Here is a 14,711-nt window from a genome sequence, read left to right as displayed (position 1 = left end):
TTCGCGGGACGAGGCCAGTCAGGTCACGCACAAGCCCGGTTAGGCCACGCGCTGGCCGTTACCGATAGCCCACTTCCTCGGGTGTCTTGCCCAGGCGGGCGGCGATCCGGTCCTGCGCCTCGGGAGTGGCGGTGTCGTGCACCCAGGTGATGTAGGTGGGGGTGTCGGAGTAGACCTCCTGCGTGAGTGGGTTCCGCCGGTACTTGAACACGCGGTAGAAGTGGTAGATGGACAGCGCCGCGTTCGCTGCCAGGGCGAGTGCGGCGATGAGGAACATCGCGTGCGGGTTCTGGCTGTGCCGGTGGGCGAACATGGAATCGTGCATGAAGTGCGGGAAGGTGAGCACGATCGCGGACCAGAACGTGAGGGTGTAGGCCCGGTACTGGATCCACTGGCCGCGCCCGAACCACATGAGTGCGGGGATCGTGCAGGCCAGCAGGAGTGCCACGCCGGAGTACCACGCGCGGTCCGAGAGGCAGTTGTAGACGTAGGCAACGTTCCACAGGTCGTAGGCGATGATCCACCACACGGTGAGGTCGCCCCAGATGATGCCCTTGTCCTTATTCTTGGACACGTAGATGCCGATCCAACCGGAGATCATCAGCAGGTTGAGGATCCCGGCCACGCCGTTCATGATGTTCCAGGGCCCGCCCCACGTCCACTGGCCGGTCACGGGGTCGGCGCCGTGGATGAAGTAGCACTGGAAGTCGCGGATGACCGCCTCCACAATGTTGACGGCCAGCAGCAGCGGCGGGATGAGCAGGTACCACTTGTTGGTCTGCAGTTTCTTCACGTACTGCAGGGCCACCAAGCTGAGTGATCCGGCGAGCGCCGAGTATTGCTTGACGATCGCGAACCACCCGGCGGCCTCCGTGCCTTGGGTGGAGGTGGGCCACACGAAAATTGTGAGCGTGACCGGGATGACGATGAACACGGCGAGCGCCACGTACTTGCTACGTTGCGCGAGCCACGCCGTGAAGGCGAGCCCCGCGATGACCACGAGGAGCATCGCGTAGTCCCACCACTCGCCCACCTCGAAGAAGAACAGGGTGGGGTAATCGGGAATTGGGGGATTCATGGCTATTTACCCTCGCTCGGCGTCTTCTTGCCCCAGCGCTTGAGGTAGGTGCGTTCCATCTTCTGGCGGATCTGCTCGTCCCAGGAGAATTCGGGCTCTTCCCAGTCCACGAAGTACTCTTCGTCGACGACGTCGGCCCAGGGCGTGTCCGGGCCCGTGGGCGGCCAATTTGGATTGTCGGTGACAGGTTCGCGGATGTCGAGCACGGAGGGCCGCTGGCGTCCGTACTGGAACCATTGCGTGTAGGTGTTGTCGAAGAGCGGGGTGCCGTCGTATCGGCCGGCCGGGGTGCCGGTGTTGATGATCCCGCCGCCGAAGACCTTGCGCATGGCCTTGCCGCCCAGGGTTTCCTTCTTGCGGAACTCGGCTACGCGCTTGATGTAGATGTTTTGCAGGTGGGCCATGACGCCGCCGATGAGCTCGATGTTGGTCCAATTGATAGCGGAGATGATCTTGCCGTTGGGCTCGAATCCGATGCGCCAGTGGTTGATGAGGCGGGTGCGCTCGCCCTTGAGTGGCATGAGGTAGAAGCACCAGGCTGCGGCGAAGTGTTTCATGCCGGGGAAGCGGAAGGCATACGATCCGGGGGCCATGGGCGCGGACTTCGTGTCTACCCATTCCACGAGGTACTTTCCGGGTACGACGTCGGTCCACTCCATCGACATCCCGTGGAAGTCGAATGCGGCGTTGTCGCCGGGCATGAGCGAATCGGGCTGCTGGTATTCTTCCTGGATTTCGTAGGAGTTGTAGAAGGGGAGCCGGGCGAAGACGCGTTCGAGCAGGTCCGAGCTGAATGAGCCGGTGCGGTTGGCGCCGATTTGCTTGATGATGCGGTAGACGGCGTAGGCGGGCGCGTCGATGTCGATCGCGTAGGTTGAGGAGCGGCCGTTGGTGTAGTGGGCGTCGATGAGGTCGTCGGCCGGGTAGTACCAGGCGTTTTCCTCGGGGGTGGCTTTGCCGGTGAGCTGGCTGAATGTGATCATGCCGCCCAGGCCGGCGAGCCCGATCGGCGCAAGGATCTTCAATGCGGACTTCGCTTGCATTGTGCTTCTTCCTTCGTTGGAATCTGTTGCGAACGACGACGACGGGCCGGGCCGACGTCGTCGTCGGACGCCACGAATGCCACCGCACGCATTTTGGTTGAAGAAGAGCTTACTGTGACCTCGTGCACATTTGTGGGGACTGAGGTCCTTAAAGCGTGCCTGTGAGCTGGGTATACGCTAATGCCACTGTTTCTAGGCGTCAATGGCGACGCCGCGGGGCTGCGCAAGGGCGCGCGGCGGTAGGAGAAATGACGTGGACTCGCTCTTTTTGTGGGAGATAGGAACTCCCATTGTGTACGTGACATGGCTGGTGGTGTTCGTCGCGCAGGTGGCGATCGCGGAGGTGCATCGCAGGTGGCCGTGGACGGTGTTTGTGCTGTGGACGGTGGGTGGCGTGCTCGCGATGCCGTTCGCGATCAAGTATGCGATCCCGATCGTGGGCTGGTTCCCGTTCGGCAAGTTCGCGATCATGGTGGCCACCGCCACGATGACCGGCTATCTGCTGTGGTACGGCAAGCGCAACCCGCTCAAGGCCCACCGTTACGCGATCTGGTTTGGTGTGGCGCTTTGGCTGGGGTTGGCCCTCAACATCATGGAGGCCAACATCCGCGACATCACAATTTTCTTCGAGGCCGACACGTATAACGCCTGCGCCGCCGACCCGGCCTGCCTGCAGGCGATCAACGACGGCTCGGCCCGCGACATGCTGGCCGGCCTGCCCGAGGCCCGCGGGATCACGGCCACCCTCCACAGTCCCGAGTGGTACCAGGCGCTCGCCGCGAACTTCGAAGCGAACAACGTGGGCATCGACCCGGCCACCGGCTTCCGCACGATTGGCGGGTACTGGAACATCATCACCGCGATTGCGGGCCTGCTCAACATCATCACGATCACGGGTCTGGGCAAGATCATGATCACCTCGCCGGGCATGAAGAAGGCCAACGGCAAGGACAAGGTGCGCGGGCTGATCTGGGTTGACATGGTCTGGCCGTGGGTCATCGCCTATGACCTGTGGAACCACGCCTTCCTCTACAACTCCCTGTCCGACTACACGTGGTACGCCACGCTCGCCCTGCTGTTGGCGTGCACGATCCCAGCGTTCACGTGGGCGCGCGGGCAGTGGATCTGGTTCCGCTGCTTCACCCTCATGTTCTGGATCGCGGTGAACAACCTGCTCGCCGAGTTCTTCGTGCCGCCGGGGAAGATGCACAACTTCTCCACGATGGACCCGTTCGCCAACGAGGTGTGCGCGTGGGCGGCGCTGATTTCCAACGTGGCGTTGTTCGTCTACTGGATTTACAAGATGGTTAAAACTGGCCGTCACCCGCTACGCGACGGCCTGTACCACGAGCACAAGGAGTTCCGCGACATCGTCAAGGACAATTTCGACGACGCCGACAAGTACTTCCTGGTCGACACGATCAAGGAAACCCCGGCCGAGCTGGGCTTCGAGCCCGAATCGCCAACCCCTCCCGCGCACGGCTGGGTGGGCTGGATGCCCTGGTGGAAGGAAGACAAGCGCTACCCCAAGCCGCGCACGCCGATGTCTGCCGACCCGCGCCTCATTGAGAAGGGCGTTAAGGCCGACCCCCGTTGGGACGTGAAGAAGTAACTGCACGCTCAGCAGGCGAGGGCCCCGGGATCGCTCCCGGGGCCCTCGCCCTGTTGCCTACGTGTGGCCTACCGCTCGACGATGATCACCCGCAGGTTGCGCGGCCCGTGCACCCCGTCCACGCGCACCAGCTCGATGTCCGAGGTGGCCGACGGGCCCGCGATCCACGTGGTGGGCCGGGTGGGGTTCTCGCCCAGCACGGCCACGGCCTCGGGGAGGGTGGCCTTGATGGCGTCGGCTTCGAGCACGACGACGTGCGTGTCCGGCACCAGCGTGATCGCGCGCCGGCCCTGATCGGCCTGGCCGTCAAGCATGATCGTGCCCGAGTTAGCCACGGCCACGCGCGAGGCGGTGAGGACGGCGTCGATGGAATCAAGCTCGGCCTTGGAAAGCGCCGGCTCGTCCACGCGAACCTCCCGGCCCTTGCCGGCGGCCTCCTGCCACTCGGCGGGCAGGCCGGCGGGCACTACCACGCTCGAGCAGTCGTCGAGCAGCTCGTCGATCGCGGCGGCGATCCCGTCCGGACTCACGCGCTTGACCACCGCGGTGTAGTCGATAAGGGCCTCTTCCATCTCGTCGATGACGACCGCGCGCGAGGCGTCGGTGCCGAAGCGGTAGTCGCGCGGGATCTCCGGGGTGGGGATCGGGCCGACGTTACGGATGCGGTTCAAAATCACGTCCTTGGCGCTCATCGCGCACCTCCTTCATGGCCGCCACAGCAGCCCTCCGAGTCTTTGCCACCGCAGCAGCCCTCTTCGTGCCACCAATCGCGGAAGGATTGTGCGGGCGGGGCGGGGATGTCGCGGGCGCGGGTCCAGTCCTTGGCCACAGGCAGGGGCAGGTAGCCGATCTTGCGATCCTTGCCGGCGGCCACACGGCCGGTGGTCACGGCCTTGCCGGCCGCCTCCATGGCCTTGCCCGATCTCATGATCTTGGACGTGGCCTTCATGCCGATGTCCCACTTGTCGGGGATGCCGCCCCGGTTGGCTTCGGCGTACTTGTGGCGCAGGTGGACCAGGATGTCGGGGATGTTGATCTTGACCGGGCACACGTCGTAGCACGCCCCACACAGGGTCGAGGCGAACGGGAGTGTGGAGGCCGGGTCCTTGCGGTCCGTGGCGCCCAGCAGCTGCGGGGTGAGGATCGCGCCGATCGGCCCGGGGTAGACCGAATTGTAGGCGTGCCCGCCCGTCACGCGGTACACGGGGCAGATGTTCATGCAGGCCGCGCAGCGGATGCATTTGAGGGCTTCACGGCCCACCGGGTCGTGCAGCACGTTGGTGCGCCCGTTGTCCATGAGGATGAGGTGGAACTCCTGCGGGCCGTCGCCCTCCGTGACGCCCGTCCAGAAGGAGGTGTAGGGGTTCATGCGCTCGCCGGTGGCGGAGCGGGGCAGGAGCTGGGAGAACACCTCGATGTCCTGGAAGTGCGGCACCAGCTTTTCGATGCCCATGACCGTGATGAGGGTTTCGGGCAGGGTGAGGCACATGCGGCCGTTGCCCTCGGATTCGTAGATCGCCACGGTCCCGGTCTCGGCCACGCCGATGTTCGCGCCCGAGATCGCCACCTTCGCGGAGAGGAACTTCTTGCGCAGGTGGGCGCGGGCCGCCATGGCGAGCACGCGCGGCTCGTGGGTGAGCTCCCCGGCGTCGTCCATGCGCGCCTCGAAGATCGCCTTGACCTCGGCGCGGTTGCGGTGGATCGCGGGCACGACGACGTGCGAGGGCATGTCCTCCGACAGCTGGACGATCATCTCGGCCAGGTCGGTCTCCCACGCCTGGATCCCGCGCTCGCCCAGGTATTCGTTGAGGTTGATCTCCTGCGTGGCCATGGACTTGACCTTGACCACCTCGTCCACGCCCTTCGCCTTGACCAGGTCGTAGACGATGCGGTTGGCCTCATCGGCGTCGCGCGCCCAGTGCACGACGCCGCCCTTGGCGGTCACGTTCGCCTCGAACTGTTCGAGCAGCTCGACCCAGTTCGCGGCCACGGTGCGCTTGATGTTCGACGCCGATTCGCGCAGCGCCTCCCAGTCGGGCATTTCCTCCACGCGCGTGTTGCGCTTGGTGCGGATCTTGCCGGTGGCATACCCGAGGTTGCGCCGCATCTGCGTGTTGCGCAGGGTTTCCTCTGAGCCTTCACGGAAGGACTGACCCCAGCGGAGCGGGTCGTTGGGAATGGGGTGGCCGGGCACCCAGCCGAGCTCGGTTTCGGCGATGTCCTTTTCGGCCCAGTCGGCGGGGTTGAGCCCCAGCTTCGAGCCCAGTTCCTTGATGTTCAACATTAGGCACCTACCTTCGTGGTTGTGGCCGGGGCGATGAACGGGTCATCCTGGCTGCCGGCGAGCACCTCGGCCAGGTGCATGGCGCGGATTCCGGAGCGTGTGCGGGACAGGCCGCCGGCGATGTTCATGAGGCACGAGTAGTCGCCGGCCACGAGGATTTCGGCGCCGGTGGACTTGATGTTGGCCATCTTGTCGGTGAGCATGGCCGAGGACACGTCGGGGTTCTTCACCGAGAACGTGCCGCCGAAGCCGCAGCACACGTCGGCGTCGGGAAGCGGGACGTAGTCGATGCCCTCCACGGCCTGGATGAGCTGGAGCGGCTTGTCGCCCACCTTTGCCACGCGCAGCGAGTGGCAGGTGGTGTGGTAGGTGACGCGGTGGGGGAAGTAGGCCCCGACGTCGACCATGCCGAGCACGTCCACGATGAGTTCGGGCAGGTCGTACGTCTTCTCGGCGATCTTCTCGGCCTTGGTGGCGAGGTCCGTGTGGCCGAGTTCGCGGGCCACCATCGCCTGCTGGGTGCGGATCGAGCCGGTGCACGAGCCGGAGGGGGCCACGATCGCGTCCCACTCGCCGTCGAGCACGGGGGCGAACGTGCGCACGTGATTCTCAATGAGGGGCAGGGCCTCGGGGTAGTAGCCGGTGTTGATGTGCATCTGGCCGCAACATGCCTGATCCTCGGGGAAGACGACCTCGTGGCCGAGGCGGCGGAGGAGATGCACCGTTGCTTGCGCGGCCTGCGGGAACATGAGGTCGTTCATGCAGGTGGAGAAAAGCGCGATTCTCATGGTGAACCTTTCTATGCGATGAGGAATCCGAGGATTCCGTTGGAGGCGAGGACCGTGATGAGGCCCAGCAGGACGATGAGGGTAAGAGAGTAGGGGGCGGCCTTGCGCAAGATTTCCGACTCGGAGCCCTCGGACTTCACGGCGCCTGCCGCGATCGCGAGGTTCTGGGGGCTGACGATTTTGCCGATGCCGCCGCCGATCTCGTTGACGCCGAGGAGGAGGCGGGTGGGCAGGTCGGCCGCCTGGGCGGCGGTGGCCTGCAGGTTTCCGAACAGGGCGCCGGCCGAGGTGGCCGAGCCGGTCACGGCGGTGCCGATCCAGCCGAGCATGGGGGAGAGGAAGGCGAAGGCGGCGCCCGTGCCGGCCAGCCACGCGCCGATCGCCACGGTCTGGCCGGAGAAGTTCATGACGTAGGCCAGGGCCATGACCAGGCAGATCGTGAGGATCGCGATGCGCAGGTTGACCACGGTGGTGACGAGCGTGCGCATGCCGGTGGCAAACGGCAGCTCGAAACGTCCCTCCGAGCGCGAGTACGCGATCGCCACCACCAGACCGGTGAAGAAGAGCATCGTGCCGGGCGAGGACAGCCAGGGCAGGGTGAAGGTGACCGACGTGTTCTGCTGGCCGTTCAGCCCCATGACGTCGGCCAGGCCCGGCCAGACGAAGGAGATGTCGGTGGAGGCCAGGGCGGCCGGCACGTCCACCCCGATGCGCCACAGCTTGGCCACCGCGAAGACGATGACCACCAGCCAGTACGGCAGGAGGCCGAGCATGATCCGGCTGCCCGAAAGTTGCTCGGTGGGCGCGGGGGAACGCAAGTCCTCGGGCGTCGTCGGCGTCCAAAAACGTAGCAGCGCGGCGAGCGCGGCGAAGGAGAGCAGGGAGCCGACCACGGCGGCGAGCTCGTAGGACAGGAAGTTGGAGGTGAGCCCCACGCCGGCGGCCATGCCGGCCCAGGCGACGATCGCGGCGAGCCAGCCGTCCCTGATCCCGCGCATGCCGTCCATGATGAACAGCATGAGGAAGGGGACGATGATGAGCAGGATCGGGGTGATGCGGCCCATGGTGGCGCCCACCAGGTTCGGGTCTTCGCCGCCGAGTTTGGCCACGGTGGTGACCGGGATCGCCATCGCGCCGAACCCGACGTTGAGAGCGTTGCCTACCATGACGGCGAGCGCGGCGCGGATCGGGGGCAGGCCGAGCGCCCACATCATCGTGCAGGCGATCGCCACGGGGGCGCCGAAGCCGGCCAGGCCCTCGAGTAGGCCGCAGAACGCGTAGCCGATGAGGAGGCCCTGGATGCGCTTGTCTCCTTTGCCCACGGCCGAGAAGACGGCCTGGACGTCAGCGGCGCGGCCGGAGCGGTCGGTGAGGTTGTACAGCCACACGGCCATCACCACGATGTAGATGATCGGGATGAGGCCGAAGGCCGCGCCTTCAACGGCGGACATGCCCGCCATCGCCGCCGGCATGTCGAAGCCGACCGTGGCCACGATCAGCGCCACCACAAGGGCGCCGAGCGCGCACCAGTGTGTGGGGATGGAAAACACCCCGAGCGCGACGAAGAAGAATACGAGGGGCAGGAGGCTAACAAGAGCAGTGATCAGCGACGACCCGGCGATCGCCGTGGTCGAAGGCTGAAAGAGTGTAAGCGCAATCATAAACATCCTTGTTGTCGATTTCTTCTCCCTACCTTAGTGAAACACTTCGCGCGCACATAGCCAAGATCTGGGAAAATGTCCGTCTTTACGTCAGAGTTTGCTTGCGCAAATCGTGAGGTCTGAGGAGGGCGGTCCCGCGGCTGTACCACGGTATGACGGGCGCGCAGAGGGTCGAGTCATAGGATTGCCCTATGCATACATCGATGGACGTGGACCTACCGTGTCAGCCCGTGCGCGCCAGCCAAGAGGCAGTCGCGCGCTTCTTCACCTTCCTCCTTCAGGTGGTGGCCGTGTGGAATATCGTGGGCCTGCTGGTTGAGCGCATCGCTCCCGGCACCGCGGCCGCGATCTCCGACTTCTTTTGGCTGACGAACATCTACTCCGACCCCTCCCTCATCTGGGGCCTCATCAACGCCATGCTGGCCTCCGGCTTCATGCGCCGCCAGCGCGCCGCGATGATTGGCTTCCTCGTCGTCTTCCAGGTGACCACCCTCGCCCTTGCCGTGGCGGTCATCCCAATGTGGCACGACCTTGCCGAGCTGGGCGTGGAGCGCCTGGAATACTTCCTCTTTGTCGCCGCCGCACTCTTCGCACTCGCGTCGATCATCGTGCTGCTGTGGGCGCGCGCGGCGTTCCCGGGGCGGCTCGTACGCGGGGCATGGTGGCGGGCGCTCGCGGTCGGCCTCGGCGGGCTTGGCCTGGGATACGGGTACGGCTTCCTCAGCGCCGTCATGGTCTACCACATGCCCTACCTCGACGCGGCGAAGTGGGCGGCCGCCGCGATCGTTAGCGCCGACCCGACCGGCCACCCCTACGACGTCTCCTACGACGCCGGCTGGTGGACCTTCCTCATCGTTGAGATCATCGTGGTCGCCGGCCTGCTTGGCGCGATCTCCACCTTCTTTCGCGCCGACGCCCGCCAGGTGGCCCGCCAGGTTGATTCGGAGGTCACCGCGCGCACGATACTCCTTCACGATGACGACGCCGACTCCCTGTCCTACTTCGCCACCCGCGACGACCGCCGGCTCACCACCAGCCCCAACGGCCGGGCGGCGATCTCGTGGAAGGTGACCAACGGCGTGGCGTTGGCGGGCGGCGACCCGCTGGGTGATCGGCGCTCGTGGCCGGAGGCGATTGCCACCTGGCAGTTGGTGGCCCGCCGCTACAGTTGGGTTCCCGCCGTTATTTCCGCCTCCGAAGAGGGCGCCCGCGCCTACCAGGACGCCGGCATGCACCTCATCGCGATGGGGGATGAGTCGGTCATCTACCCCGCCGACTTCTCCCTGTCGAAGAACAAGCCCGTCCGCCGCGCGATCGCCGGCCCGCGCAATGCGGGCTACACCGTGAAGATCCGCCGCCAGGAGGAGATCGACGCCGCCGAGCTGGCCGAACTGGCCGCCTGCGCCGAGCGTTGGCGCGTGGGCGACGAGCGCGGCTTCTCCATGGCGCTCGGCCGGCTGGGCGACCCGCGCGACCCCCGCATCCTCGTCGTCACCGCCCACGACGCCGGGGGCGAGGTCCGCTCCCTTCTCACGTTCGTACCGTGGGGTAAGCGCGGGGTGTCGCTGGACCTCATGCGCCGCTCGCCGGACGCGGCCTCCGGCGTCAACGAGCTCATGATGACCGAGCTCATGCAGAACGCCGAAAACCTTGCGATTGACCGTATCTCGCTCAACTTCGCCATGTTCCGCTCGGCCTTCGAGGTCAGCGAGCGCGTGGGCGCCACCCCGTTGCAGCGCCTCAACTACCGCATCCTCATGCTGGCCTCGCGCTGGTGGCAGTTGCACTCGCTGTACGAGTCGAACGCCAAGTACAACCCGGTGTGGAAGCGCCGCCTCATGTGTTACAGCTCGGCCCAGCAACTCACCCGCCCCCTCATCGCGTGCGGGCGGGCCGAAGGCTTCGTGCCCGACGTCCCCCAGGCCTTCCGCCGCCGCAACGCCGCCCAGGAGTCGGCAACGTATGTGGGCGACGTTGTGGCGCGCATGCAACCTATCCTCGACGAGCTGCTCAACCCACCTGCGATCGAGCCCAAGCGCAACGAGCAGCAGCGCGTGCGAATCGCCAAGCTCGCCACCCTTGAGGCGGCCGGCATGGATGCCTACCCGCCCGCCGTCCCGCACACGGCCTCGATCGCGCAGGTCAAGCGGGGTCCGGTTGCGTCCGGGCCTGGCGCGGACGCAACGGGCGCTGTTGACGCGACGGGCGCGGACGGCGTCGTGGGCGAGATCTCGATCGTGGGGCGCATCCTGCGCATCCGCGACCACGGCGGCATCATTTTCGCCGATCTGCGCGAGGGCACCGACGAGCTGCAGATCAGCCTCGAGCGCTCAGGCGCGGCCGACATGGCGCTGTGGCGTGCGGGCGTGGACCGTGGGGACGTGGTGTCCGTGACCGGGCGCCTCGGCGTCTCCCGTACCGGCGAGCCCACCTTCGCAGTGGAGTCTTGGACCATGGCGGCGAAGTCGCTGGTGGCGCCGCCGGACAAGTTCCGCGGCGTGGCCGACCCCGAGGCCCGCCTGCGCAACCGCCACATGTACCTGGCCACCGACGCGGGGGCGTGGACGCGCCTGTACACGAGGTCGGCGGCGGTGAAGGCCGTGCGCGACTTCCTGGCCGGCCGGGACTACATCGAGGTCGAGACCCCGATCCTCCAACGCGTGCACGGCGGCGCGAACGCCCGTCCGTTCGCCACCCACATCAACGCTTACGACCTCAACCTCACCATGCGTATCGCCCCCGAACTGTTCCTCAAGCGGCTGTGCGTGGCGGGCGTGGAGCGTGTGTTCGAACTCGGACGCAACTTCCGCAATGAGGGCGCCGACTCCACGCACAACCCCGAGTTCACGTCGCTCGAGGCATACGAGGCCTACGGCGACTACCTCACGATGCGCGACCTCACCCGCGAGCTCATCATCGCCGCCGCCACCGCGGTGCACGGCTCGCCGCGCGTGCCGCGCCCGGGCGGCGGCTGGCTCGATATCTCCGGCCCGTGGCGCTCAATCACGGTTCATGACGCCGTCTCCGAGGCCTGCGGCCAGCGCGTCACCGCCGAGACGAGCGCGGAGGAGCTGCGTGAGCTGTGCAAGAAGTTCGACATCGAGGTGGGCCTGCACGCTACGCCCGGCGCGATGGTGACCGAGCTGTACGACGAGCTGGTGGAGTCCCAGACCGAGGAGCCGACCTTCTACCTCGACTTCCCCGTGGAGACCTCGCCGCTCACCGCCCCGCACCGCTCCGTTCCCGGGCTGGCCGAGCGCTGGGACCTCGTGGCCTTCGGCATGGAGCTCGGCACCGCGTACACCGAGCTGACCGACCCGATCGACCAGCGCGACCGCCTCACCCGCCAGTCCCTGCTGGCTGCCGCCGGGGACGCCGAGGCGATGGAGGTTGACGAGGAGTTCTTGAGCGCCCTCGAGTTCGGCATGCGGCCCACCGGCGGGCTCGGGATTGGCATCGACCGGCTGACGATGTTCCTGGTGGACGGCACGATCCGCGACACGCTGGCGTTCCCGTTCGTCAAACCCGCCCAGTAGGGTGCCGGTGCCGGTGCCGGCGGGTCAGTTGGCGGGCGGTTGGCGAGTAGATGGGCCGGCCAGGATCAACTCCGCCACCTCGGCCGGGTGCGTGAGCGGGAACAGGTGGTTCCAGCCGCGTGCCTCGATGAGCTCGCTACCGATCTGGCGCGCGAACGCGCGCTGGGCCGAGCGATGCGAGCTCGCCCCCGGGTGGGGGAGAGCGCACACGTGCAACGTGGGCGGAAGCGGGTGCTTCAGCTTCTGAGAGATCCGATCCTGCAGGCGGGCAAGCTCGGCGAGCTGGAAGGTGATGGCCTCGAGGCCGGCGGGCGTGCCGTAGCGCGCCTGCCGCTCGGCCCCGGAAATCGGGTCCTTCCCCGTCAGGGCAAGCATGGCCGCCGCGCGGGCCAGCGCTCCGAGCGGGGCGGCGAACCGGGGAACGCGTACGTGGGAGCTGGCCTCGCCGAGGGTGGTGGGGTCGAGCAGGGTGAGAGAGTCTGCGCCGTCCAGGGCTAAGGAGAGGGCGGCGAGCCCGCCGAGCGAGTGGCCGATAAGGTCGAGCCGCTCGGTGCCGCGGTCGGGGAGTCCGAGGGCGCGCGGCAGATCCTCCGAGGTGAGGGGCACGGCCCACTGGTCGGCCACGATGACGCGCCCGCGAAGGAGCGCGGCGAGCGGCGCGTAGTCACGCGGAGCGAGAGCCAGTCCGGGCAGGATCACCCACATGTCCACCTCCCATCCGTGCCGCAATCACCAGCATGAGGACGACGGACGCCGCCACCTGCACGCGCTGCGCGATCCCCACCGGCCACCCGGCGGCGATCGTCACGAGCTCCACGCCCATCGCCCCTACCACCACGGCCCCCACGGCCCGCATCACCCGCGTGCCGGCGAGCAGCGCGCCCACCGCCACCGCGACCAGTCCGAGCCCCGCCAGCGACGACGTCACCGTATGGGCGAGGTGGCTGAACGACGTGCCGGCCTCGAGTTGTGCCCGGCACGAGGGCACGGATTCGGCACAGTCCATGGGGAAGGCGGCGTCCAACACGGTGGCGACTCCGGACAGCGCCATCCCGCCCGGCACCAGTGCTACGAGCACCCGCTCCGGCACGAGCCTGGCCAGCCGGCCGCCAACCCCGGCACCGCCCAGCAGCCCGCCGCGCGCTCCCGCCAGCTCCGCATCCAGCTCACCCGCGTGGCCTAACCCCCAGCGTACCCCGGGCAGGAGGTCGCGCGCCGCGCCACGGCGTCGTGACCACAAGTAAAACCCGACGGCCGCGAACGCCACCCCCGCAGCCGCATCCATCGAGCGCACGAGCGCGGAGGACGCCTGGTCCGCCGCCGACAGCTCGGACAAATACGACACCGTGGGGGAGAGCGGGTAGCCGAGGGCGGCCTCGGTCAGAACGCTGGCATAGGCCAGCGCTCCCAGGGTCAAGGCGATCGCGGCAATCAACACGCATCAAACCTAGCGCGCCGCGCCGTGATCCCCATCAGCCCACCGGATGAAGAGAGGGCACGATGAGGGAGAACAGGTCCTTGGGGTCGTCGGGTTCGGCGACCAGCTCGATGTCGTCGAAGTAGCTGGTGCCGGCCACGGAGTCGCGCGTGTAGCGCAGGGCGGAGAAGTCGCTCATGGCGAAGCCAACGGAGTCGAACAGGGTGATCTCGTCTGCCGACGTCCGCCCGGGCGCCTTACCCGCCAGGACGCCGGCGAACTCGGTCACGGGGAAGTCCGGGGCCATCTGCTGGATCTCGCCCTCGATGCGGGTTTGCGGGGTGAATTCCACGAACACAGTGGAGCGCTCAAGGATCGCGGCTTCGAGCTCGGTTTTGCCCGGACAGTCCCCGCCGATCGCGTTGAGGTGCACGCCGGGTCGCACCTGCGCATCCGACAGGATGGTGTTGTTGGCCTTGTCGGCGGTGCAGACGGTGATGACGTCGGCCCCGGCCACGGCGTCGTCCACGCTGTCGCACACCGTGATCGTAAAGCCCAGCGGGGCGAGGTTGCGGTGGAATTTTTCCATGGCGTGCGGGTCGATGTCGTAGATGCGCAGCTCTTCCAGGCCGAGCGCGGCGCGCATGCCGAGCGCCTGGAATTCCGACTGCGAACCCGAGCCGATGAGGGCGTGGACGTGCGAGTCCGGGCGGGCCAGCGTGCGTGCCACGAGCGCGGAGCACGCGGCCGTGCGCAGGGCGGTGAGCAGGGTCATCTCGGCGAGGAAGGTCGGATAGCCGTTGTCGACGTCGGCGAGCACGCCGAACGCCGTGACCGTCTGGAAGCCGCGCGCTGGGTTGGACGGGTGGCCGTTGACGTACTTGAACGAGTACTCCTCCGAGTTCGACGTGGGCATCAGCTCGATCACCCCGATCGGGGAGTGGCTGGCCACGCGCGGGATCTTCTCGAACGAGTCCCAGTTGAGGAAGTCGGCTTCGAGGTAGTCCATCATCCCGGAGATGATCTTCTCCACGCCGGTGCTGAAGATCCAGCGCGACATGTTCGTCACGTCAACGAAGGTGGTCATGGGTGATCCTTTCGCGTTGTTCATCACATCGTAGCGCGCCGCCGGGGGCGTGGCTAGGCGGTCCGCCCGCGGGCTCGGCGGTGGTGGCGGGGGCCTTTTTCGCGACGCCGTGGCGCGGCTTTTCCGGGCTTTCTCCCGATGCCGCGCTGGGGCGTTGGGTGCGGGTCGCGGCCGGCGGGGTGGGCGCCTTACGTGACCGGTTGCC

Annotated in this window: 11 protein-coding genes; 2 read left to right on the top strand and 9 right to left on the bottom strand. The window is 67.1% G+C overall.

Annotated features, from left to right (window positions below; all coding sequences use genetic code 11):
* Positions 1 to 58: 58 nt before the first annotated feature.
* Together HMPREF3167_RS04555 and HMPREF3167_RS04550 are read right to left on the bottom strand one after the other, a co-directional pair.
* Positions 59 to 1,078, bottom strand: coding sequence for a DUF5692 family protein (locus tag HMPREF3167_RS04555; RefSeq protein ID WP_068539300.1), 1,020 nt, complete (start codon positions 1,076 to 1,078; stop codon positions 59 to 61).
* A 2-nt stretch (positions 1,079 to 1,080) separates the two neighbouring features.
* Positions 1,081 to 2,121, bottom strand: a complete 1,041-nt coding sequence (locus tag HMPREF3167_RS04550) for a hypothetical protein (RefSeq protein ID WP_062613972.1) — start codon at positions 2,119 to 2,121, stop codon at positions 1,081 to 1,083.
* A gap of 253 nt (positions 2,122 to 2,374) precedes the next feature.
* Between HMPREF3167_RS04550 and HMPREF3167_RS04545 the strand changes: the two genes are divergently transcribed.
* Positions 2,375 to 3,733, top strand: a complete 1,359-nt coding sequence (locus HMPREF3167_RS04545) for a DUF5692 family protein (protein WP_068539298.1) — start codon at positions 2,375 to 2,377, stop codon at positions 3,731 to 3,733.
* Between the two features lie 68 nt (positions 3,734 to 3,801).
* On the opposite strand, the gene HMPREF3167_RS04540 is transcribed toward HMPREF3167_RS04545, so the two are convergent.
* The 4 genes from HMPREF3167_RS04540 to HMPREF3167_RS04525 are packed head-to-tail and all read right to left on the bottom strand — an operon-like array spanning position 3,802 to position 8,466.
* On the bottom strand, positions 3,802 to 4,425 hold the full coding sequence (locus HMPREF3167_RS04540) for a LutC/YkgG family protein (RefSeq protein WP_070445737.1): 624 nt from the start codon (positions 4,423 to 4,425) through the stop codon (positions 3,802 to 3,804).
* On the bottom strand, positions 4,422 to 6,017 hold the full coding sequence (locus HMPREF3167_RS04535) for a LutB/LldF family L-lactate oxidation iron-sulfur protein (protein WP_070445735.1): 1,596 nt from the start codon (positions 6,015 to 6,017) through the stop codon (positions 4,422 to 4,424). The genes HMPREF3167_RS04540 and HMPREF3167_RS04535 overlap by 4 nt, the downstream gene beginning before the upstream one ends.
* Entirely contained in the window at positions 6,017 to 6,805 is a 789-nt protein-coding gene (locus HMPREF3167_RS04530; protein WP_062613976.1) for a (Fe-S)-binding protein, read from the bottom strand. Before HMPREF3167_RS04530 ends, HMPREF3167_RS04535 begins: the two co-directional genes overlap by 1 nt.
* Positions 6,806 to 6,816: 11 nt before the next feature.
* Positions 6,817 to 8,466, bottom strand: a complete 1,650-nt coding sequence (locus HMPREF3167_RS04525; protein WP_371440122.1) for an L-lactate permease — start codon at positions 8,464 to 8,466, stop codon at positions 6,817 to 6,819.
* A 191-nt stretch (positions 8,467 to 8,657) separates the two neighbouring features.
* Here HMPREF3167_RS04525 and lysX point away from each other — a divergent pair, with 191 nt between their 5' ends.
* On the top strand, positions 8,658 to 12,002 hold the full coding sequence (gene lysX / locus HMPREF3167_RS04520; protein WP_083281075.1) for a bifunctional lysylphosphatidylglycerol synthetase/lysine--tRNA ligase LysX: 3,345 nt from the start codon (positions 8,658 to 8,660) through the stop codon (positions 12,000 to 12,002).
* Between the two features lie 24 nt (positions 12,003 to 12,026).
* Here lysX and HMPREF3167_RS04515 read toward each other — a convergent pair whose 3' ends face one another.
* The 3 genes from HMPREF3167_RS04515 to HMPREF3167_RS04505 are packed head-to-tail and all read right to left on the bottom strand — an operon-like array spanning position 12,027 to position 14,506.
* The gene (locus HMPREF3167_RS04515; RefSeq protein ID WP_083281074.1) at positions 12,027 to 12,707 is read right to left on the bottom strand and encodes an alpha/beta fold hydrolase; all 681 of its coding nucleotides are present in this window, start codon (positions 12,705 to 12,707) and stop codon (positions 12,027 to 12,029) included.
* A complete protein-coding gene (locus tag HMPREF3167_RS04510; RefSeq protein ID WP_148132384.1) occupies positions 12,667 to 13,440 on the bottom strand; it encodes a DUF998 domain-containing protein in 774 nt (257 codons plus the stop codon). The genes HMPREF3167_RS04515 and HMPREF3167_RS04510 overlap by 41 nt, the downstream gene beginning before the upstream one ends.
* Before the next feature lie 34 nt (positions 13,441 to 13,474).
* On the bottom strand, positions 13,475 to 14,506 hold the full coding sequence (locus HMPREF3167_RS04505; RefSeq protein ID WP_070445725.1) for an ornithine cyclodeaminase: 1,032 nt from the start codon (positions 14,504 to 14,506) through the stop codon (positions 13,475 to 13,477).
* Positions 14,507 to 14,711: the final 205 nt, after the last annotated feature.

It is taken from the genome of Trueperella sp. HMSC08B05, from assembly GCF_001808405.1.
Classification (GTDB): Bacteria; Actinomycetota; Actinomycetes; order Actinomycetales; family Actinomycetaceae; genus Trueperella; species Trueperella bernardiae.
This window is presented reverse-complemented; position numbering and strand designations above follow the sequence as displayed.